The following is a 20,478-nucleotide window of genomic DNA, read 5'->3' as shown; positions in this document are numbered from 1 at the left end:
CACGTTCATGGGGTGTCGAGCAGGCGGCGCACATGGCGTTCGCCGCCACGGAAGTCGTAGCTGTCCAGCAGGCCTTGCAGGGCCTGCAGGTCGGCCGGCGGCAGATGCGGGCCCAGCTCGGCCAGCACGGCCTCGGCCGGGCCGGGGTCGTCGGCGTCGAGCGCGCGCAGCAAGGCCTGCAGCAGCCGTCGCCGCTCGGCCAGCGCCGCTGGTGTGGCCGGCGCGGCGGGTTCGGCGGGTGTGGCGGCGGGCTGCCCAGCCTGCAGCTGCCGCGCCGAGGCGCCGGCCGTGGCCAGCGCCTGCTCCAGCCGCTGCAGGCCAGGGGCCGGGTCATGGCCGTGCTGCAGCGCCAGCTCGACCTCGGCGGCGGCCTCGGTGGTCTGCGGCAAGGCCAGGTGGGCGGCGCCGCCGCGCAGGCGGTGGGCCAGCGCGCCGGCCTGTTCGGCGTCGCCGGCCGCCAGCAGCGCGCGGATCTCCTGCGCGTTCGCGCCATGCTCGTCCAGGAAGTGCGCCAGGAAGCGCCGGTAGGCGCGCTCGTCGCTCCAGATCTGCAGGCCCTGCGCCAGGTCGATGCCGGGCAACGCAGGCAGCGCCAGGGCCGCGCGCCGCGTACCAGGCGCCGCGACGGCCGCCGGCGTGCCGTCGCGCCCCGTCAGGCGCCGGATCAAGGCGATGGCCTCGGCCACGTCGAAGGGCTTGCCGATGAAGCCGTTCATGCCGGCGGCCCAGGCCGCGTCCTGCTGGCTCTTGAAGGCTCCGGCCGTCAGCGCGACCACGGGCAGATGGGCCAGATGCGCTTCGCGGCGCAGGCGGCGGGTGGCCTCGATGCCGTCCATGACGGGCATCTGCACGTCCATCAGCACGATGTCCACGGTGGCGGCCGTGCTGTCGCCCAGCCGGTCCAGCGCCTGCTGGCCGTCGCTGGCCAGCACCACGGCGGCCCCGGCGCGCTGCAGGATGCGCTGCGCCACCTCGCGGTTGATTTCGCTGTCGTCCACCACCAGGATGGACAGCCCGGCCAGGGGCTGCTCCTGCGCCGCCTGCCCGGCCACTGGGTTCTCGGGCGTGGCGCTGCGGCGGCGCTGCGCCTGCACCACCGCGTCGTAGAGCTTGGAGCCCGTGAGCGGCTTGTCCAGCACCGCGTCCACGAGGTCGGGCCCGGCCTCGGCCAGCAGCGCGCCGCGCGCATGGGCGGTGACCATGATGACGATGGGGCAGGCGTGCGGTGGCACGGCGGCGCGGATGGCGCGCGCGGCGTCCAGCCCGTCCATGCCGGGCATGCGCCAGTCCAGCAGCACCACGTCGGGCAGGGTCTGCGCGGCCATGCGCCGCTCGATGAAGGCCAGTGCGTCGTTGCCCGAGCCGACGGCCTCCATCTGCCAGCCGAGCCCGCGCGCGGTGGCGACGGCGGCCTCGCACACGAGCGGGTTGTCGTCGGCCACCAGTGCCTGCACCTGCAGCATGGCGGGCGAGGAGAAGTGCGTGGCCGGTGCCGGCTCGAATGGCAGCGAGAACCAGAAGGTGCTGCCCTTGCCCGGCGTGCTGTGCACGCCGATCTGCCCGCCCATGAGCTCTACCAGCTGCCGGCAGATCGCCAGGCCCAGGCCGGTGCCGCCGAAGCGCCGCGTGGTCGAACTGTCGGCCTGCGCGAACGGCGCGAAAATCTCGCCCACCTTGTCGGCCGGAATGCCGATGCCGGAATCGACCACCGAAAAGCGCAGCCGCAGCTGGCGGCTGTCGCGGTGTTCGAGCTCCGTGTGCAGCGCGACCTGGCCGCGCTCGGTGAACTTGATGGCGTTGGCGGTGAGGTTCACGAGCACCTGCTGCAGCCGCAGCGCGTCGCCCATCAGCTGGTCGGCGCCCAACGGTGGCGGCGAGATCACGAGTTCCAGCGGCCGGTCGCCGACGTTGGCACCCATGATGGTGGCGACGTTGTCGATGACCTCGTCGAGCCGGAACGGCGCGCGCTCGATCTCCAGCCGGCCGGCCTCGATCTTGGAGATGTCCAGCACGTGGTTGATGGTCCCCAGCAGGGTGCGCCCCGCCGCATGGATCTTGCGCACCAGGTCCAGCGGCTCGCCCTGCAGCGAGCCATGTTCCAGCAGATAGGCCAGGCCCAGGATGGCGTTGAGCGGCGTGCGCACTTCGTGGCTCATGTTGGCGACGAAGGCCGCCTTGGCACGGCTGGCCTGTTCGGCCGCGTCGCGGGCCTGCACCAGCTCGGCCTCGGCGCGCTCGAGGTCCGAGATGTCCTGCAGGAACACCACCGTGGCCGGGCCGTCGGACAGCTCCACCGCGGTGCAGGCCACCAGCACCGGCAGCAGCTCGCCGTTCTTGCGGATGCTGTGGGCCTTGCCGGCACTGGCCGGCGCCGCCTGGGGCGCGGCGAGGATGGCGTGCGCGTCAATGGCGAATGCCGCGCGCCAGGGGTCGCCGGCCAGGGTGTCGCCGCTGGCGTAGCCGTGCATGGCGAGGAAGCGGTGGTTGGTGTACTCGAAGCGCTCGCCGCGCAGGATGGCGATGGCCGTCGGCGCCCCTTCGATGAGCATGCGAAAGCGCGCCTCGGACAATTCCAGCGCGGTCTGGGCGCGCCGCGCCGTGATGTCGCGCACCACGGCCAGGAAGCGCGGGCGGCGCTCCGCGGTGGCCGGCAGGTACTGCAGGAACACTTCCGCGGGAATCGGATGGCCGTCGCGGTGCCGGTGCACGACCTCGACGAGCTGGGCCGGCTCGCGTCCTTCCACCAGCGGCCGCGTGCGCTCCATGTACTGCGCGGGCGTGGTGTCCCAGAGCAGGTCGGTCGGCTTCATCGCCAGCAGTTCAGCCTCGCCGTAGCCGCTCATGCGGATCGCGCCCTCGTTGACGTAGAGGAACTGCAGCGTCTGGGCGTCCAGGATGTAGACGCAGTCCAGCGTCTCGTCCAGCATGCTCTTGAAGTCGCGCAGCTCGGCCTCGCGCGCCGCCAGGGCCTGGGCCGACTGCTGGCGTGCCGTGACATCCATGTGGGTGCCCGCGAGCCGGACCGGCGTGCCATCGACGCGGTTGCCGCGCGACAGGATCCAGACCCAGTGGCCATCGGCATGCCGCACGCGGAACTCTGCCTCGAAGCGCGGCGCGCGGCCTTGTGCGTGGTCGGCGGCATGGGCCAGCACGCCGGCCGCATCGTCGGGGTGCAGCCGGTCCGCCCAGGGCCGGCGCTCCAGTTGCAGCTGCGCCGGCGTCAATCCCAGCATGGAGCAGCCACGCGCGTCGAGCATGATGCGCCCGCTGTCCAGGCTCCATTCCCACAGGCCCAGGTCGGCACCGCGCAGCGCCAGCGCCACGCGTTCCTCGCTGTCCTGGCGCGCTGCGCGGCTGGCCTGTTGCAGCACTGCGACCTGCAGGCGGCGGCGCTGCAGCAGGCCCAGACCGAGGGCGCTGGCCAGGGCCACCGCCGCGAACAGCAGGCCGTAGGTCTGCGCCTGTTGCCAGATCGGCGCGTACATGGCGGCTTTGGAGCGGCCCACCGCCACCACCAGGGGATGGTCGACGCGCACCTGCGGCGACACCACCGTGCGCACCGCCACGAGCCGGTCCAGGCCGGCGCCATGGTCATCGACCAGGCTGTGCAGCGCGCCGCCGTTTGCATGCTGCTGCCAGAACGAGCCTGCGTCCTGCAGATCCTCCAGCATGTCGCTGGCGGTCAACGGCGCCACCTGGAACAACCGGCCCTCGCCGTGCAGCACGGTGGCCCACATGTCCGGGGCATGGGTGACCGAGCCGAGCACGCCGCCGAAGTACTCGGGATCCAGCGTCGCGCTGGCCACGTGCTGCACGCGCCCGTCGGGCGCGAAACTGGCGCGCGCGGCGTTGAGTGCCACGCTGCCCAGGTAGGAGCGGAACGGCGCCGACAGCGCCACCATGCCCGACTGCGGTGCGCCCACGGCCGCGCGGAAGAAGTCGCGCTCGCCGTAGTGGCGGCCCAGCAGTTCGGGCCGGTTGGCGGCCAGTACGGTGCCCTTGGCGTCCATCACCGTCAGTGTGCGCACGCCGGGCATCACATCCACCAGCGCATGCAGGGAGGCTTCGCCGACGCTGCCGGCCGGCGTGGGCCAGTGCGTCGCGGCCTGCAGCGTGGTGCGCAGAGCCTGGTCGACGCTCTCCAGCTGGCGACGGACATGGTGCTCCACGACCTGGGCCTGGGTCTGCAGCCGAACGCTTTCCGAGAGGCCGACGCGGCGGTACTCCCGCACGACGGCGTACACCATCAGTCCGGCCAGCACGGCAAGTACACCAACCAGTAGCAGCCATTCGCGCAGCAATGCAGACCATAGGGTCCGTCGGACCTTATTTGCATCCATTTTCGTGCGTTTTATTTGACTTAATTGATCAAATTAAGATCATATTACTGCGCACCAGAGCGACGGGAAACCGCAGGCGATTTGGAGGCTATGGCGCCGCGCCACCGCGATGGAGCCGTCGGCACGCAGCGTTGATGCGCGGGGGCGGTTGCTGGGCCGATGGATCTGTGGGATGCCGCCAAGGCCCTGTGGCAGCTGCTCGTGCTGGTGACGCGCTTGCCGGGCTGGCTGCTGGGGCTCGGCGACGAGCGGCGTGGACGGAAGATCGATGCGGGGCGGGCCCGGCACCCGTGGAGCACCGGTGGCCCGGCGTCGATGCAGAAGAAGAAAAGGTGACGAGCCTTGACCCCGGCACTGGCTCTACAGTTAGGGCTGCTTGGTTCCCCACCTGACCCGGTTGGCCGCTTCACCATGCGGGAAGGCCCGTCGAGGCGCATTGTAGCCGCGGCCGAATTCCCCTCTGGACCGGTTCGTAGAATGCGCGGATGTCCTATCTGGTTCTCGCGCGCAAATTCCGACCCAAGACGTTTGGAGAGATGGTGGGGCAGGAGCATGTGGTGCGGGCGCTGGAGAACGCGCTGACCAGCCAGCGCTTGCACCACGCCTACCTGTTCACGGGCACGCGCGGCGTCGGCAAGACCACGGTCTCGCGCATCCTGGCCAAGTCGCTCAACTGCCAGGGGCCGGACGGGCAGGGCGGCGTCACGGCCCAGCCCTGTGGCGTGTGCCAGGCCTGCACCGACATCGATGCCGGCCGCTTCATCGACTACACCGAGCTCGACGCCGCCTCCAACCGCGGCGTGGACGAGGTGCAGGGACTCCTGGAGCAGGCCGTCTACAAGCCGGTGCAGGGCCGCTTCAAGGTCTTCATGATCGACGAAGTGCACATGCTCACGAACACGGCCTTCAACGCCATGCTCAAGACGCTGGAGGAGCCGCCCGAATACCTCAAGTTCGTCCTGGCCACCACCGATCCGCAGAAGGTGCCCGTCACGGTGCTGTCGCGCTGCCTGCAGTTCAACCTGCGGCCGATGGCGCCCGAGACCGTGCGCGAGCACCTGGGCCGCGTGCTGCAGACCGAGAGCGTGCCGGCCGATGAGGGCGCGCTGCGCCTGCTGGCGCGCGCGGCGCGCGGCTCCATGCGCGATGCGCTGTCGCTGACCGACCAGGCCATCGCCTTCGGTGCCGGCCAGCTGCAGGAAGACAGCGTGCGCCAGATGCTGGGCAGCGCCGACCGCAGCCATGTGCTGCGCCTGCTGCAGGCGCTGGCCGATGGCGACGGCCGCACCGTGGTCGACACCTGCGAGGAGCTGCGCCTGCAGGGTCTGTCTGCCGCCGCCACGCTGGAGGACATGGCCGCCATGCTGCAACGCATGGCCGTGCTGCAGGCGGTGCCCGATGGCGTGCGCGGCGACGATGCCGACCTGGCCGACGCCGCCCGCCTGGCCGCCGCGATGCCGGCCGACGAGACACAGCTGCTCTATTCCATCTGCCTGCACGGCCGGGCCGAACTGGGCCTGGCGCCGGACGAGTACGCGGGCCTCACGATGGTGCTGCTGCGGCTGCTGGCATTCAAGCCGGAGGGCGCCACGGCGGAAAAAAAAACTCCGCATGACGGCGGCACCGGCCTGAGCCGCCCGGTTCAGGCCCCTGGGCCTTCCCCCGCGCCGGCCCCGGCACCGCGGCCTCCCGCAGCCACGCCGCCATCGCCGCCGTTGCCCCCGGCCGCTCCCGCCCGGCCCGAAGGCGAGCGCCTGCGCGTGGTCGAGATGCCGCCCGTCGAGGTGCAGGCCCCCGCGCCCGTGGCGCCGCCGCATGTGCCGCAGCAGGAGGTGGTGGCCATCGCGGTGCGCGAGCAGCGCGAACCCGGCCCGCGCGAGCAGCCGCAGTCCGCCACCGGCCCCTCGCGGCTCGTGCCCAACGAGGAGGGCGACCTCTGGCACCAGACCGTGCAGCAGCTCGTCGCGGCCGAAGCCATCACCGCGCTGGCGCGCGAACTGGCGCTGCAGGCCCAGCTCGTCGCGCGCGATGGCGAGCACTGGATGCTGCGTGTGGAGCGCGAATCGCTGAACCAGCCCGGCAGCCGTGAGCGCCTGCGTGCCGCGCTGGAGCAGGCAGGCCTGGGCAAGCGGCTCAGTGTGGAAGTGGGCACCGTCAGCGACAGCCCGGCACGCCGCAATGCCGCGTTCGCCGCCGAGAAACAGCGCGTGGCCGAAGAGACCGTGCGCAACGACAGTTATGTGCAAAGCCTGGTGCGCGACTTTGGCGCGAAAATCGTCGCCAGCGGCATCAAGCCACTTTGATTCAAAACCTCTAGGAGTATTCGCATGTTCAACAAGGGACAACTGGCCGGCCTCATGAAGCAGGCCCAGGCCATGCAGGACAACTTCAAGAAGGCCCAGGACGAACTCGCCTTCATCGAGGTCGAGGGCGAGTCCGGCGCCGGCCTGGTCAAGGTCGTCATGACCTGCAAGCACGACGTCAAGCGCATCACCATCGACCCCAGCCTGTTGGCCGACGACAAGGACATGCTGGAAGACCTGGTGGCCGCCGCCTTCAACGCCGCCGTGCGCAAGGCCGAGGAGACCAGCCAGGAGAAGATGGGCAAGCTCACGGCCGGCATGCCCGGCCTGCCCGGTGGCATGAAGTTCCCGTTTTAATGAACCCACCCCGTTTGAATGGCTCACTGCGTGGAGCCATTCCATCCCCCTTCAGGGGCGCCGCCAGGCTGCTGGCATGGCCTGCGTGCCGGCGTCGTACCGTGCCGATGGCGCACTGCGCGGCGGGTCGCTAGGGTCGTGGCCGATTCCGGCTCGCTGCATGCGCTGGTCGAAGGGCTGCGCCGCCTGCCCGGCGTGGGCGCCAAGTCGGCCTCGCGCATGGCCTTTCACCTGCTGCAGCACGACCGCGCCGGCGCCCAGGCGCTGGCGCGTGCGCTCACGCAGGCGGTGGACCACGTGCGCCATTGCGCGCTGTGCCACACCTTCACCGAAGACGAGATCTGCAGCACCTGCGCCGACCCGCGCCGCGATGCGAGCAAGCTCTGCGTGGTGGAGACCCCGGCAGACCAGTCGGCGGTGGAGCGCACGGCCGCCTTCAAGGGCCGCTACTTCGTGCTGATGGGGCGGCTCAGCCCGCTGGACGGCATCGGCCCCAAGGACATCGGACTGCACGAGCTCATCGACCGCGCCTGCGACGGTGTGGTGCAGGAGGTGATCCTCGCCACCAACTTCACGGCCGAGGGCGAGGCCACGGCGCACGCCATCGCGGCGTCGCTGAAGTCGCGCGGGTTGGCGGTCACGCGGCTCGCGCGCGGCGTCCCCGCGGGCAGCGAGTTGGAGTACGTCGACCTCTCGACCATCGCGCACGCGCTGGTGGACCGGCGCTGACGGCCGCACGGCTGCGGCGCCATCCGCAGCATCGCTTACGTGCTTTCCCCAAAGGGGATGTTCCGGATGACGCGCGCCGCAGCGGCTGACTATGCTGGACCGGCTTCCTGTCCCGAACCAGAACCATGCAGACGCCCGCCCTTCGACGACGCTGCATCGTGGCCGCAGGGCTCGCTGGCGCAGCATGCGTGGCGATGCCTGCCCTGCAGGCCCAGGAAAAGCCAGAGAAGACACGCCTGACCCTGGCCGTGGGCGGCAAGGCCACCTTCTACCACCTGCCGCTGACGATCGCCGAGCAGCTCGGCTACTTCAAGGCCGAAGGCCTGGACGTGGTCGTGGAGGACCATGCCGCCGGCGTGCATGCCATGCAGGCCGTGCTGGGTGGCGCGGCCGACATCGGCGCCGGTCCCTTCGAAGCCATGGTGGTGTTGCGCAACCGCAACCAGTCCTACCAGGCCTTCGTGCTGCAAGGGCGCGCACCGCAGATCGCCATGGGCGTTTCCACGCGCACGCTGGCCCAGTACCAGGGGCTGGCCAACCTGCGCGGGCGCAGCATCGGCGTGCCGGCATCGAGCACCTCCGCACAGATGGTGGCGCAGTTGCTGCTCGCCCGGGCCGGCGTCAGGCCGCAGGAAGCGCGCCTCGTCGGCGTGGGCACCGGTGCCGAGGCGCTGGCCACGCTGCGCGCCGGCGAACTCGACGCCATGTGCAACACCGAACCCGTGATGACCATGCTCGAGCAGCATGGCGATGTGCGTATCGTGGCCGACACGCGCACGCTCAAGGGTTCGCAGGCGCTGTTCGGCGGCAACATGCCGGCCGCCTGCCTGTACGCGTCCACCGCGTTCATCGCCAGCCACCCGCGCACCTGCCAGGCGCTGGCCCATGCCATCGTGCATGCGCTCAAGTGGCTGCAGACCGCCGGCCCGGGCGACATCGTGCGCACCGTGCCCGAGAACTACCTGCTGGGCGACCGCGCGCTGTACCTCGCTTCCTTCCAGAAGGTGCGCGACACGATCTCTCCCGATGGCCTGGTGCCGGACGACGGCGGCGCCACGGCGCTGCGCACGCTGGCCAGCTTCGATCCCGACATCGACAGCGGTCGCGTCGATCCCACCAAGCTGTTCACCAACGTGTTCGCACGCAAGGCCAAGGAGCGCTTCAGGCTGTGATGCTGGGCAAAGCACCTCGTACGCGGCGTTCGGCCGACCGTCGCGCACCACGCTTGCCAATGGCTGCAGAGCAGGCCGTGCCAGCAACATCCGCGGGGCTGGCTTTGCCAGACCGCTGGATGTGCCCCTCTTCGCGCAGCAGGAAGGGGGAGCCGCGCAGCGGCCTGGGGGGATGTCCGAATCACGTGCCGGGCTCGATCTCCAGCATGCGCACGCGCGCGTTCTCCACGTGCGCGCGCATGGCGCGGCGCGCGCCCTCGGCGTCTTGCGCGCGGATCAGCGCGAAGATGTTGCGGTGCTCATCCAGCGCGTCCTGCGTGCGGCGCCATGGCTGCATGCGGGCCAGGTGGCGCCACAGGTTGACGGCATGGCTCACGTCGTACTCCAGCGACTTGAGCACCTGCGCCAGGCGCGGGTTGGCGCTGGCCTGGGCGATGGCTTCGTGGAACCCATAGTCGAAGTGGTGGGCCACGTCGCCGCGCCGGTTCGCGTTCTCGAAGCCCTCCAGCATCTCCTCCATGCGCGCCAGGTCGCGCGGCTTGCGCCGCATGGCGGCGAAATAGGCGCACTCGGGTTCGAGCACCAGGCGCAGTTCCAGGCCATGGGCGATGTGGCTCAGGTCGGCCGTGCTGCGTGCCAGCGGCACGACGGGCATGGTGGCGGGTCGCGCGCACACGTAGGTGCCCGAACCGCGGATGGACTCCACCAGCCGGTCGCTGCGCAGACGGTCCAGCGCCTGCCGCACCACCGGCCGCGACACCTGGAAGCGCGCGGCCAGTTCCACCTCGGACGGCAGCCGCGCGCCGGGGGCCAGGCGGCCGGTCATGACGGCGTGGAACAGGCTGTCGTACACGCGCTCGGCAAAGCGCTCGTGCCGCACGGGCTCCAGACCCAGCGGCGCGGCGCCCGCATCCGGTTCGTCAAAATTTGTCATCCTGGTTTACTTGTATGGGCAATACATCCCAAGGGGAGAGCGGGATAGTACGGAGCTTTCGGATCAAAGCAGTAAAACACTTTGACAACTTGTCCGGCGCGCGCCTAACATCCGCGCCGCCGCCATCGGCCAGGAGACAAGCATGCAGCAGCATTTCATCGGCAACCGCCGCGTCGCGCCCGCTTCGGGCGAAAGCATTCCCGTCGTCGATCCCTCCGATGGCCAGGTCTTCGACGCCATCGCGCGCGGCAACGCGACCGACATCGACGTGGCCGTGGCCGCTGCCCGCGCCGCCTACGAGGGCGAGTGGGGCCGGCTGACCGCCGCCGAGCGCGGCCGCCTCCTGCACAAGTTGGCGCTGCACCTGGCCCGGCACACCGAGGAGCTCGCGCAGACCGAGGCGCGCGACGCCGGCAAGCCCATGAAGCAGGCCCGCGCCGATGCGCTGGCCATCGTGCGCTATTTCGAGTTCTACGCCGGCGCCTGCGACAAGCTGCACGGCGAGACCATTCCCTACCAGAACGGCTACACCGTGCTGACGGTGCGCGAGCCGCACGGCGTGACTGGCCACATCGTGCCCTGGAACTACCCGATGCAGATCTTCGGCCGCAGCGTGGGCGGTGCGCTGGCCGCCGGCAACGCCTGTGTGGTCAAGCCGGCCGAGGACGCCTGCCTGTCGCTGCTGCGCGTGGCCGAACTCGCGGCCGAGGTGGGCTTTCCGGCCGGCGCCATCAACATCGTGACCGGCTACGGCCACGAGGCCGGCGATGCGCTGGTCAAGCACCCGGGCATCGACCACGTGTCGTTCACGGGCTCGCCCAACATCGGCAAGGTGGTCACACGCGCGGCCTGCGAGAACCACACGCCCGTCACGCTGGAACTCGGCGGCAAGAGCCCGCAGATCGTCTTCGCCGATGCCGACCTGGATGCCGCGCTGCCCGTCATCGTCAATGCCATCGTGCAGAACGCCGGCCAGACCTGCTCCGCGGGCAGCCGCCTGCTGATCGAGCGCAGCGCCTACGAGGCCGTGCTGGCGCGCCTGGGCCCCATGTTCGCGGCCCTGCGCGTGGGTTCCTCGCAGCAGGACCTGGACTGCGGCCCGCTGATCCGCAAGACCCAGCAGCAGCGCGTGGCCGGCTTCCTGGACGAGGTGCGGCGCGACGGCCTGGCCATCGTGGCGCAGGGCAGCGTCGACGCGGCCGCGCCGCAGGGTGGTTTCTACCAGCCGCCCACGCTGGTGCGGGACGTGCCCGTGACGCACCGGCTGGCGCAGGAAGAAGTCTTCGGCCCGGTGCTGGCCGCCATGCCCTTCGACGACGAGGCGGATGCCGTGCGCATCGCCAATGCCACCGACTACGGCCTGGTCGCCAGCGTCTGGAGCCGCGACGGCGGCCGCCAGCTGCGGCTGGCGCGCAAGCTGCGCGCCGGCCAGGTCTTCATCAACAACTACGGCGCGGGCGGGGGCATCGAGCTGCCGTTCGGTGGCGTCAAGGCCAGCGGCCATGGGCGCGAGAAGGGCTTCGAGGCGCTCTACGCGTTCACGGTGCTCAAGACCATCGCCATCCGCCACGATTGAGCCGGCAACAACGACAAAGAGGGAGACAAGCCAACATGCAACGCAGAAGATTCCTGGCCCGCGGCACTGCTGCCGGCACGCTGGTGGCCGGCCTGGCCGCCCCCGCGCTGGCCCAGGGCAGCAATCCGCAGGTGCGCTGGCGCCTGGCGTCGAGCTACCCGCGCTCGCTGGGCACGATCTATGGCGCGATGGACATGGCCGTCAAGCGCGTCGGCGAACTGACGGAAGGCCGGTTCAACATCTCGCTGCATCCGGCCGGCGAGCTGGTGCCGGCACTGCAGGTGCTCGATGCAACGCAGTCCGGCTCGGTCGAGGCCGGCCACTCGGCCAGCTACTTCTACATCGGCAAGGACCCTGCATTCGGCTTCGGTACCGCGCTGCCGTTCGGCCTGAACGCGCGCGGCCAGAACGCCTGGCTCTACGAGGGCGGAGGCCAGGCGCTGCTGGACGAGTTCTATGCCAGCCAGGGCGTCATGGCGATGCCGGTCGGCAACACCGGTGCGCAGATGGCCGGCTGGTACCGCAAGGAAATCAAGACCGTGGAGGACTTCAAGGGCCTGAAGTTCCGCGTCGGTGGCCTGGCCGGCATGGCGCTGGCCAAGCTCGGCGTCGTGGCCCAGCAACTGGCCGCGGGCGACCTGTACGTGGCGCTGGAGAAGGGCACGCTGGACGCGGCCGAGTTCGTCGGCCCCTACGACGACGAGAAGCTGGGCCTGCACAAGGTCGCCAAGTACTACTACTACCCAGGCTGGTGGGAGGGCTCGGCCACGCTGGGCCTGTTCATCAACCCCAAGGCCTGGGCCGCGTTGCCGGCGCACTACCAGATCGCGCTGCGCACGGCAGCGGCTGAGGCCAACCAGTGGTGTACCGCCAAATACGACGTGGAGAACCCGCGCGCGCTGGGCCGCCTGGTGGCCGGCGGTGCCGTGCTGCGCGCATTCCCAAGGCCGGTGCTGGACGCCAGCTACAAGGCCACCGAGGCTCTGTACGCGGAGCTTTCCGATAAGAGCCCGGCATTCAAGAAAATCTTCGACCACTGGATCAGGTTCCGCAACGAGCAGGTGCTCTGGCAGCAGTTCTGCGAAGGACCGTTCGACAGCTACATGGCCGCGGCCTCGCGCCGCAAGTGATGGCCGCTGCGCTGGAGCGCGCGTTGTCCATCGCCGACCTGCGCGCCATCGCGCGGCGGCGCCTGCCGCGTTCGGTGTTCGAGTTCATCGACGGCGGTGCCGAGGACGAACTCACGCTCGCCGACAACCGCGCCGCCTTCGAGCGCGTGCGCATCGTGCCGCGCGTGCTGGTCGATGTCTCGGCCCCCGACCTCGCCACCGACATCGTCGGCACGCCGGCAGCCGCGCCCTTCGTCGTCGCGCCCATGGGCTCGTGCGCGCTGGGCTGGCCTGGCGCCGACCTCGCGATCGCCAAGGCCGCGGCCGCGCATGGCATCCCCTACACGCTGTCGACCATGTCGAACACCGGGCTCGAGCGCATGGCCGACGCGGTGCAAGGGCCGCTGTGGTTCCAGCTCTACGTGCTGCGCGACCGCACTTTCAACGCCACGCTGGTGCAGCGCGCCTGGGCCGCGGGCTATGGCACGCTGGTCGTCACGGTGGATTTGCCGGCCGGCGGCAAGCGCGAGCGCGACCTGCGCAACGGCATCTCCATCCCGCCGCGCATGACGCCGCGCCACCTGTGGGAAGGCGTCACGCACCCGGGCTGGGCCTGGCGCATGGCGCGCGGCGGCAAGCCCGAGTTCGAGAACGTGCGCGGCCTGTTGGGCGACCACAGCGCGGGCCTCACGATCGCGGCCAAGGTCGGCCAGAACCTCGATGCTTCCTACGGCTGGGACGATCTGGCGGCCTTGCGTGACAGCTGGCCGGGCCGGCTGCTGGTCAAGGGCGTGGAGCATGCCGACGACGCCGAACACATTGCGGCCCTGGGCGTGGACGGCATCTGGGTCTCCAACCACGGTGGCCGCCAGCTCGACGGTGCGCAGGCCTCGGCCGACGCGCTGGCGGTGATCGCGCGCCGGCTGGCGGGGCGCCTGCCGCTGCTGGTCGATTCCGGCGTACGCCGCGGCGTGGACGCGCTCAAGGCCCGCATGCTGGGGGCCCAGGCGGTGGCCATCGGCCGTGCCGCGCTGTTCGGCGCCTGCGCCGGCGGCGAGGCCGGCGCCCACCGTGCCATCGCCATCCTGCTGGGCGAGCTGAGGCTGGCCATGCAATTGGCCGGCGTGGCCGCGCTGGCCGATGCCCGCCGGGCCGGCCTCACCACGACACAGATGTGACGCACGCTTGACGCAGGTCAATTTGTCCGTACTTCGAACGAGATTTCGATTTTATTTGTGTGTTTATCTGACTAGACTCTGCGCACCGACCAACGAGTGGGGACCGCATGCGCAACAACCAGCCCGTCAGTGGGCACGAGTACCAGTTTCCCGCTGACCAGACGCTCGTCTCGGTCACGGACCTGAAAGGCCGCATCACCTACTGCAATCCGGCATTCATCGAGGTCAGCGGCTTCACGCGCGAGGAGTTGCTGGGCCAGCCCCACAACCTGGTGCGGCATCCGGACATGCCGGCCGAGGCCTTCCGCGACATGTGGGCCACGATCCAGGGCGGCGAGCCCTGGAGTGCGCTGGTCAAGAACCGGCGCAAGAACGGCGACCACTACTGGGTGCGGGCCAATGCCACGCCGATGATGGACGGCGAGCGCATCACCGGCTTCCTGTCGGTGCGCACCCACGCCGAGCGCGACGCCGTGCAGGTGGCCGAGCGCCTGTACGCCAGCATGCGCGAGGAAGCCGCCAGCGGCAGCCTGCGCCATGTGTTGCAGCGCGGTGAACTGCGGCGCCGCGACAGCTGGGGCCGGTTGGTCCAGGGCCTCACGCCGCAGGCCAATGGCAAGCTGCTGGCGCTGCAGCTGACGGCTTCGGCCGCCATCGTGCTGGCCAGCTGGGCCGGGCTGCCGGACGCTGCGGTGCTCGCGGTGGCGGCCGTGACCACCACCGCAGCGGTGTGGGGCGTGCGCCAGTTGATGCTGGCCCCGCTCAAGGGACTGGTGGTGGACGCCAACCGGCTGGCCTCGGGCGACCTGTCGCACCGCGTATCCACCGATGCCACGGGCGCGGTGGGGCGGCTGCAGCGTGCGCTGATGCAGATGTCGGTCAACCTGCGCACGGTGGTCTCCGATGTGCGCTCGGAGGTGAGCCAGCTCGGCGACGCGGTGGGCGAGATCGCCGCCGGCAACCACGACCTCTCGGCCCGCACCGAATCGCAGGCCAGCAGCCTGCAGCAGACGGCCGCATCGATGGATGAGATCAACGGCACGGTGCAGCAGAGCGCGACATCGGCCACGCGCGGTGCCGAACTCGCCCATGCCACCGCCGAGGTGACCGAGCGCAGCAACGCCGCGGTGCTGGCCGCTGCCGAGACCATGGAGCGCATCACCCAGTCGTCCAAGCAGATCGGCGAGATCGTGCAACTCATCGAGGGCGTCGCCTTCCAGACCAACATCCTGGCGCTGAACGCCGCGGTGGAGGCGGCGCGTGCAGGCGAGAGCGGCCGCGGCTTTGCCGTCGTCGCCTCCGAGGTGCGTGCGCTCGCGCAGCGCAGTTCGGACGCGGCACGCGAGATCCGCGAGCTCATCGTCGAATCGGCCACGCGTGTGGAGCAGGGCGCAAGCCGCACGGCCGAAGCGCGTGAGCGCATGCAGCAGGCGCTGTCTTCGGTGGCCAAGGTGCGCACCACTCTGGACGAGATCAGCACCGCCGCGCGCGAGCAGCAGCAGGGCATTGCGCAGATCAACGAGGGCGTGAACCAGATCGATGGCATCACCCAGCAGAACGCAGCGCTGGTCGAGCAGCTGGCGGCGGCGGCGCAGTCGCTGCAGGGCCGGGCCAAGGGCGTCAGCGACTCGATGCGGCTGTTCCGGCTGGTACGCGGCGAGCAGTCGCTGGCCGAGGTCGACGCGGTATCGCTGCGGCGTGCTGCGCGCCTGGAGCTGGCCGAGGAAACCGCCTGATCAGCGGGCGGCGCGCTTCTTGGCGACCGGCTGCCTGGCCGACGGCGCGACCTGCCGCGTGGCGGGCCTCTTGGCCGCAACGGACTTGCGCGCCACCGTGGCGCGGGCCGGCAGGAACAGCGTGACGGCCTGGCCGGCGCGCAGCGCGGCCGACACCGAGAGGTCATTCCATTCGGCGACCTGTGCCGTCGTGACGCGGTAGCGCCGTGCCAGGCTGGCGACGGTGTCCTTGCGCGCGGCCTTGACCACGGTCCTGCGCGTCACGATCTCGGGCGCCAGCTGCAGCGATGCGTTGTCGGCCAGGTGGCTGGCCACGTCGCCCATCTTGCCCGAGCGCGGCACCACCAGCACCGAACCGGCCTTGATCAGCATGCGCGGCGGGATGTTGTTGACGCTGCGCAGGTCGGCCTCGCTCATGCCCACGCGGTCGGCGGCGGCGGCCACGGTCATGGTGCTGGGCACGGCCCAGGCGCCCCAACTGGCGTGCTGGCCCTTGCCGCGCGCGTCCAGGTTGCGCTTGAAGACCAGCGCGTTGTCCCAGGGCAGCAGGATCTGCGGCGTGGCGGCGGCCAGGATCACCTGCTTGTTCATGGCCGGATTCAGCGCGCGGAAGTCCTCGGGCGAGACGTCGGCCAGTTGCGCGGCCAGTGCCACGTCGATGTCGTGCGCGAGGTCCACCATCTGGAAGTAGGGGTGGTTCTCGATCAGCGGCAGCTCGGTGCTGAAGCGCTCGGGCCGGGCCACGATGTTCTTGACCGCCTGCAGCTTGGGCACGTAATAGCGCGTTTCGTTGGGCATGGACAGGTCCAGGTAGCCCGTCGGCAGCCCGGCCCGCTGGTTGCGCTGGATCGCGCGGCTCACGCTGCCTTCGCCCCAGTTGTAGGCGGCCAGGGCCAGGTGCCAGTCGCCGAACATGCCGTAGAGCTTTTGCAGGTAGTCCAGCGCCGCGCGCGTGGAGGCCAGCACGTCGCGCCGGTCGTCGCGGAAGATGTTCTGCTTGAGCTCGAAGTAGGTACCCGTCGCCGGCATGAACTGCCACATGCCGGCGGCCTTGGCCACCGACACGGCCTGCGGATTGAAGGCGCTCTCGATGTAGGGCAGGAGCGCCAGCTCCGTCGGCATGCCGCGCACCTCGAGTTCCTCGACGACGTGGAACAGGTACTTCGAGGAGCGCTCGGTCATGCGCTGCATGTAGTCCGGCCGCGTGGCGTACCACTGCTCGCGGTCGCGCACGAGATCGCTGTCCAGGTCAGGCATGGCGAAGCCGCGGCGGATGCGCTCCCACAGGTCGGCCGGCGGCAGCTGCAGCGTGACGGGGCCCGAGCGCAGCTCGGAGGCAGCGATCGGGCTCAGCGGGCCCGTGGGGATGATGGCCTGGCCGCGGCCCGCGGCAATGGCGGTGCCGTCCACCTGCACGGTGGCGGGGGGCTGCGGCGCATTGGCGGAGATCGGGGAGTTGGGCTTGTCGATGCTGGCGCAGCCGGTCAGCCAGAGCAGGACCGCCACGCCGAGATACTTCATCAGAACATTCATTTGAATTCGTTTTTCCACTGCCGCAGCGCGGCCAGCACGCCGACGGCATCCTGCACACCGGCGTCGAAGCCGCGGGCGGCTTGGGCCACCAGGGGTTCGCGTACGCGCAGGAAGGGATTGATGCGCCGCTCCAGCGCGATGCGCGAAGGCAGCGTCGGCTGGTTCAGCGCGCGTTGTTGTTCGCACTGCGCGCTGTAGTGGAGCAGATCGGCGCTGCCAGGTTCCACGGCGCGCGCGAATTTGAGGTTGGACAGCGTGTACTCGTGGGCGCAGCACACGCGCGTGTTGCCGGGCAGGGCGGCCAGCCGGTCGAGCGAATCGAGCATCTGCGCGGGCGTGCCTTCGAACAGGCGGCCGCAGCCGCCCGAGAACAGCGTATCGCCGCAAAACAGCACGGGGCTGCCATCGGCGTCGTCGATGGCCGGGCACCAGTAGGCGATGTGGCCGGCCGTGTGGCCCGGTACGTCGATGACCTCGAAGGCCAGGCCCAGCGTGCTCGCATCCACCGGCAGGCGGTCGCCGCCGGCCATGCGCGTGAGCGGTTCGGGGATGCGCTCGCGCGACGGACCGAAAACCCGCGCGCCGGTGGCCTCGCGCAGCGCAGCCACGCCGCCGACATGATCGGCATGGTGGTGCGTGACTAGAATCGAGCGCAGTTGCAAACCGTGGCGCTGCAGGGCCTCGAAGACCGGAGCTGCGTCGCCCGGATCGACCACCAGCGCCGCCTCTCCGTCGTGCAGCATCCACACGTAGTTGTCGGCGAAGGCGGGCAGCGCAATGAGTTCCATGAGCGGTCAAATTATAGGTTTGCACGATTGGTTCCAGACCCCGCCCGGCCGCTACCTGCTGGCCTGGGAGCAGGCCGCGTTCGATCGGGCGGTGGCCGATGTCTTCGGTTACCACGCGTTGCAATTGGGCGCGGCCGAACTGGATGGCCTGCGTGCCTGTCGCATCCAGCACCGCTGGCTGGCTGCGGCCGAGCCACCGGTGCCGGGCGCGCCGGGCCGCGCCGCACTGGCCTGCGATTTCTCGGCCCTGCCGTTCGAATCCAACAGCCTGGACCTGGTGCTGCTGCCGCATGCGCTGGAACTGAGCCCCGACCCGCACGCCACGCTGCGCGAGGTCGAGCGCGTGCTCGTGCCCGAGGGCCAGGCCGTGATCTGTGGCTTCAACAGCGCCAGCCTGTGGGGCCTGCGCCAGCGCCGCGCGCGGCTGGTCCGCAAGCTGGGCCTGGGCCAGCTGTACCTGCCGGCCGATGGCGACTTCATCGGCTACCTGCGCCTGCGCGACTGGCTGCGGCTGCTGTCCTTCGAGGTCGAATCCAGCAGCTTCGGCTGCTACCGGCCGGCCGTGAACAGCGAAGCCACGCTGGGCCGCTTCGGCTGGATGGAGGCGCTGGGCGCGCGCTGCTGGCCCATCCTGGGCGCGGTCTACTTCGTCACGGCCGTCAAGCGGGTGCGCGGCATGCGCCTGCTCGAGGCCAACTGGAAGGGCGCGCGCAAGCTCAACACAGCGCCCGTGCCGCTGGCCAACCGGCGCCCGCGGCGCCCCGTCCACGAGCCGGCGCACGCTGCGCCGGCACCTTCCGTTTCCCAGAGAGAAAAAGGATTGCGTTGAACCACGTCGAGATCTACACCGATGGCGCCTGCAAGGGCAACCCCGGCCCGGGCGGCTGGGGAGTGGTGCTGAAGTCGGGCACGCTCGAAAAGGAGTTGTTCGGGGGCGAACTGGCCACCACCAACAACCGCATGGAGATGACCGCCGTCATCGAGGCGCTGGCGGCCTTGAAGAAGCCCTGCGAGGTCACGCTGTACCTGGACAGCGAGTACGTGCGCAAGGGCATCACCGAATGGATGCGCGGCTGGAAGGCGCGCGGTTGGATCACCTCGACCAAGCAGCCCGTCAAGAATGTGGAGCTGTGGCAGAAGCTGGATGCGCTGGTGACGAACGGCGGCCACAAGATCGACTGGCGCTGGGTGCGCGGCCATGCCGGCAATCCCGGCAACGAGCGCGCCGACGCGCTGGCCAACAAGGGCGTGGACAAGGCATTGGGACGCATATGAGCCATACGTTTTTGTGGCACGACTACGAGACCTTCGGCGTGGTGCCGCGGCGCGACCGCCCATCGCAGTTCGCCGCGATCCGCACGGATGCCGAGCTCAACGAGATCGGCGAGCCCCTCATGCTGTACTGCCAGCCTGCACCGGACTACCTGCCCGACCCGGGCTCCTGCCTGATCACCGGCATCACGCCGCAGCTGTGCCTGGAGCGCGGTGTGCCCGAGGCCGAGTTTGCCGCGCGGATCGAGGCGGCCTTCAGCCAGCCCGGCACCATCGGCGTGGGCTACAACACCATCCGTTTCGACGACGAGGTCACGCGCTTCCTGTTCTGGCGCAACCTGATCGATCCGTATGCGCGCGAATGGCAGAACGGCTGTGGCCGCTGGGATCTGCTCGATGTGGTGCGGCTCACGCACGCGCTGCGGCCGGACGGCATCCAATGGCCGCAACGCTCTGCCGAGGAGGGCGGCGGCCCCAGCTTCAAGCTCGAGCACCTGAGTGCGGCGAACGGTCTGGCGCATGCATCGGCGCACGATGCGCTGTCCGACGTGCGCGCCACCATCGCGCTGGCGCGCTTGATCCGCAAGGCCCAGCCCAAGCTGTTCGATTTCGCATTGGCCCTGCACAAGAAGGACCGCGTGGCCAGCGAGCTGGGCCTGCCAACCACGCCGCAGACGGCCAAGCCCTTCCTGCATGTGTCGGGCATGTTCGGCACCGAGCGCGGCTGCCTGGCGCTGATGTGGCCGCTGGCCATGCACCCCACCAACAAGAACGAGCTGCTGGCATGGGACCTCGCGCACGACCCGCGCCAGCTCGACGGCCTGACGGTGGAGGACGCGCGGCTGCGCCTGTACACGCGCACCGCAGAGCTGCCGCCCGGCATCACGCGGCTGCCGCTCAAGAGCGTGCACCTCAACAAGTCGCCCATGGTGGTGGGCAGCCTCAAGACGCTGGCTCCCGCGATGGCCGCGCGCTGGGGTCTGGACCTGCCCGCCCAACTGCAGAACGCCGCGCATGCCGCGGCGCTGCCCGACCTGTCGGCCCTGTGGGACGGCCTGCTGCGCCGCGAACCCCAGGCCACGCCCGACGTGGACGAAGACCTGTACGGCGGCTTCATCGGTCCGGCCGACCGGCGCAGGCTGAACCAGCTGCGCCAGCAGTCGCCGCAGCAACTGGCCACGGCCCGCACCGGCTTCGACGATGCGCGGCTCGAGGAAATCTTCTTCCGCTACCGCGCGCGCAACTTCCCGGACACGCTGTCCGAGGAGGAGCAGGAGCGCTGGCTGCAGCACCGCGTGGCGCGCCTGATCGAAGGCGAGGGCGGGGCCCGCAACGTGGACCAGTTGCTCGAAGAGCTCGACCGCCACGGCCAGGCCGCCGACGCACGCGGCGTGGAGATCCTCGAAGCCTTGCACGCCTATGTCGAGGACATCACCGCAGACCTCGCCTGA

At 70.3% G+C, this 20,478-nt stretch carries 16 protein-coding genes and 1 other RNA gene; 12 read left to right on the top strand and 5 right to left on the bottom strand.

Annotated elements, in window-relative coordinates; genetic code table 11:
• Nucleotides 1-5: 5 nt before the first annotated feature.
• Nucleotides 6-4,262, bottom strand: coding sequence for a response regulator (locus tag ASF45_RS32065; protein ID WP_162244072.1), 4,257 nt, complete (start codon nucleotides 4,260-4,262; stop codon nucleotides 6-8).
• Between the two features lie 237 nt (nucleotides 4,263-4,499).
• Between ASF45_RS32065 and ASF45_RS35725 the strand changes: the two genes are divergently transcribed.
• Nucleotides 4,500-4,676, top strand: a complete 177-nt coding sequence (locus ASF45_RS35725) for a hypothetical protein (RefSeq protein WP_156473261.1) — start codon at nucleotides 4,500-4,502, stop codon at nucleotides 4,674-4,676.
• Here ASF45_RS35725 and ffs read toward each other — a convergent pair.
• Nucleotides 4,672-4,768: signal recognition particle sRNA small type (gene ffs, locus ASF45_RS34145), an RNA gene on the bottom strand. The two genes, ASF45_RS35725 and ffs, sit on opposite strands and share 5 nt — an antisense overlap.
• A gap of 57 nt (nucleotides 4,769-4,825) precedes the next feature.
• On the opposite strand from ffs, the gene dnaX reads away from it, so the two are divergent.
• The 4 genes from dnaX (at nucleotide 4,826) to ASF45_RS32045 (ending at nucleotide 8,901) form a co-directional block, all read left to right on the top strand.
• Entirely contained in the window at nucleotides 4,826-6,643 is a 1,818-nt protein-coding gene (gene dnaX, locus ASF45_RS32060) for a DNA polymerase III subunit gamma/tau (protein WP_056673267.1), read from the top strand.
• 24 nt (nucleotides 6,644-6,667) lie between these two features.
• The gene (locus ASF45_RS32055; protein ID WP_056673264.1) at nucleotides 6,668-7,000 is read left to right on the top strand and encodes a YbaB/EbfC family nucleoid-associated protein; all 333 of its coding nucleotides are present in this window, start codon (nucleotides 6,668-6,670) and stop codon (nucleotides 6,998-7,000) included.
• A gap of 138 nt (nucleotides 7,001-7,138) precedes the next feature.
• Nucleotides 7,139-7,729 (top strand): recombination mediator RecR, encoded by a 591-nt coding sequence (gene recR / locus ASF45_RS32050; RefSeq protein WP_056673261.1) that lies wholly within the window; start codon nucleotides 7,139-7,141, stop codon nucleotides 7,727-7,729.
• A gap of 125 nt (nucleotides 7,730-7,854) precedes the next feature.
• Entirely contained in the window at nucleotides 7,855-8,901 is a 1,047-nt protein-coding gene (locus tag ASF45_RS32045) for an ABC transporter substrate-binding protein (RefSeq protein WP_056673259.1), read from the top strand.
• 181 nt (nucleotides 8,902-9,082) lie between these two features.
• Here the strand turns inward: ASF45_RS32045 and ASF45_RS32040 are convergent, their stop codons facing one another.
• The gene (locus ASF45_RS32040) at nucleotides 9,083-9,835 is read right to left on the bottom strand and encodes a FadR/GntR family transcriptional regulator (RefSeq protein WP_056673256.1); all 753 of its coding nucleotides are present in this window, start codon (nucleotides 9,833-9,835) and stop codon (nucleotides 9,083-9,085) included.
• 142 nt (nucleotides 9,836-9,977) lie between these two features.
• Here ASF45_RS32040 and ASF45_RS32035 point away from each other — a divergent pair, with 142 nt between their 5' ends.
• The 4 genes from ASF45_RS32035 to ASF45_RS32020 all read left to right on the top strand — a co-directional run bounded on the left by ASF45_RS32035 (nucleotide 9,978) and on the right by ASF45_RS32020 (nucleotide 15,434).
• Nucleotides 9,978-11,411 carry an aldehyde dehydrogenase family protein gene (locus ASF45_RS32035; RefSeq protein ID WP_056673252.1) on the top strand — a complete coding sequence of 478 codons (1,434 nt, stop codon included), beginning with the start codon at nucleotides 9,978-9,980 and terminating at the stop codon, nucleotides 11,409-11,411.
• 35 nt (nucleotides 11,412-11,446) lie between these two features.
• A complete protein-coding gene (locus ASF45_RS32030; RefSeq protein WP_056673250.1) occupies nucleotides 11,447-12,541 on the top strand; it encodes a TRAP transporter substrate-binding protein in 1,095 nt (364 codons plus the stop codon).
• Entirely contained in the window at nucleotides 12,541-13,698 is a 1,158-nt protein-coding gene (locus ASF45_RS32025) for an alpha-hydroxy acid oxidase (protein WP_056673247.1), read from the top strand. The genes ASF45_RS32030 and ASF45_RS32025 overlap by 1 nt, the downstream gene beginning before the upstream one ends.
• A 107-nt stretch (nucleotides 13,699-13,805) precedes the next feature.
• Nucleotides 13,806-15,434 (top strand): PAS domain-containing methyl-accepting chemotaxis protein, encoded by a 1,629-nt coding sequence (locus ASF45_RS32020; RefSeq protein WP_056673244.1) that lies wholly within the window; start codon nucleotides 13,806-13,808, stop codon nucleotides 15,432-15,434.
• Here ASF45_RS32020 and ASF45_RS32015 read toward each other — a convergent pair whose 3' ends face one another.
• Complete coding sequence (locus tag ASF45_RS32015) at nucleotides 15,435-16,955, bottom strand: transglycosylase SLT domain-containing protein (RefSeq protein ID WP_200932243.1); 1,521 nt, start codon at nucleotides 16,953-16,955, stop codon at nucleotides 15,435-15,437. It abuts the gene before it with no gap.
• Between the two features lie 8 nt (nucleotides 16,956-16,963).
• Nucleotides 16,964-17,755, bottom strand: coding sequence for a hydroxyacylglutathione hydrolase (gene gloB, locus ASF45_RS32010; protein ID WP_056673237.1), 792 nt, complete (start codon nucleotides 17,753-17,755; stop codon nucleotides 16,964-16,966).
• Here gloB and ASF45_RS32005 point away from each other — a divergent pair.
• The 3 genes from ASF45_RS32005 to sbcB are packed head-to-tail and all read left to right on the top strand — an operon-like array spanning nucleotide 17,754 to nucleotide 20,478.
• Nucleotides 17,754-18,584, top strand: a complete 831-nt coding sequence (locus tag ASF45_RS32005) for a class I SAM-dependent methyltransferase (protein ID WP_056673234.1) — start codon at nucleotides 17,754-17,756, stop codon at nucleotides 18,582-18,584. The two genes, gloB and ASF45_RS32005, sit on opposite strands and share 2 nt — an antisense overlap.
• Nucleotides 18,581-19,030, top strand: a complete 450-nt coding sequence (gene rnhA / locus ASF45_RS32000; protein WP_056673231.1) for a ribonuclease HI — start codon at nucleotides 18,581-18,583, stop codon at nucleotides 19,028-19,030. The genes ASF45_RS32005 and rnhA overlap by 4 nt, the downstream gene beginning before the upstream one ends.
• A complete protein-coding gene (gene sbcB / locus ASF45_RS31995; protein WP_056673228.1) occupies nucleotides 19,027-20,478 on the top strand; it encodes an exodeoxyribonuclease I in 1,452 nt (483 codons plus the stop codon). Before rnhA ends, sbcB begins: the two co-directional genes overlap by 4 nt.

This window comes from Pseudorhodoferax sp. Leaf265, from assembly GCF_001422365.1.
Lineage (GTDB): Bacteria > Pseudomonadota > Gammaproteobacteria > Burkholderiales > Burkholderiaceae_C > Pseudorhodoferax.
Note: the sequence above shows the minus strand (reverse complement) of the source record. Positions and strands in the feature narration are given on the sequence as shown.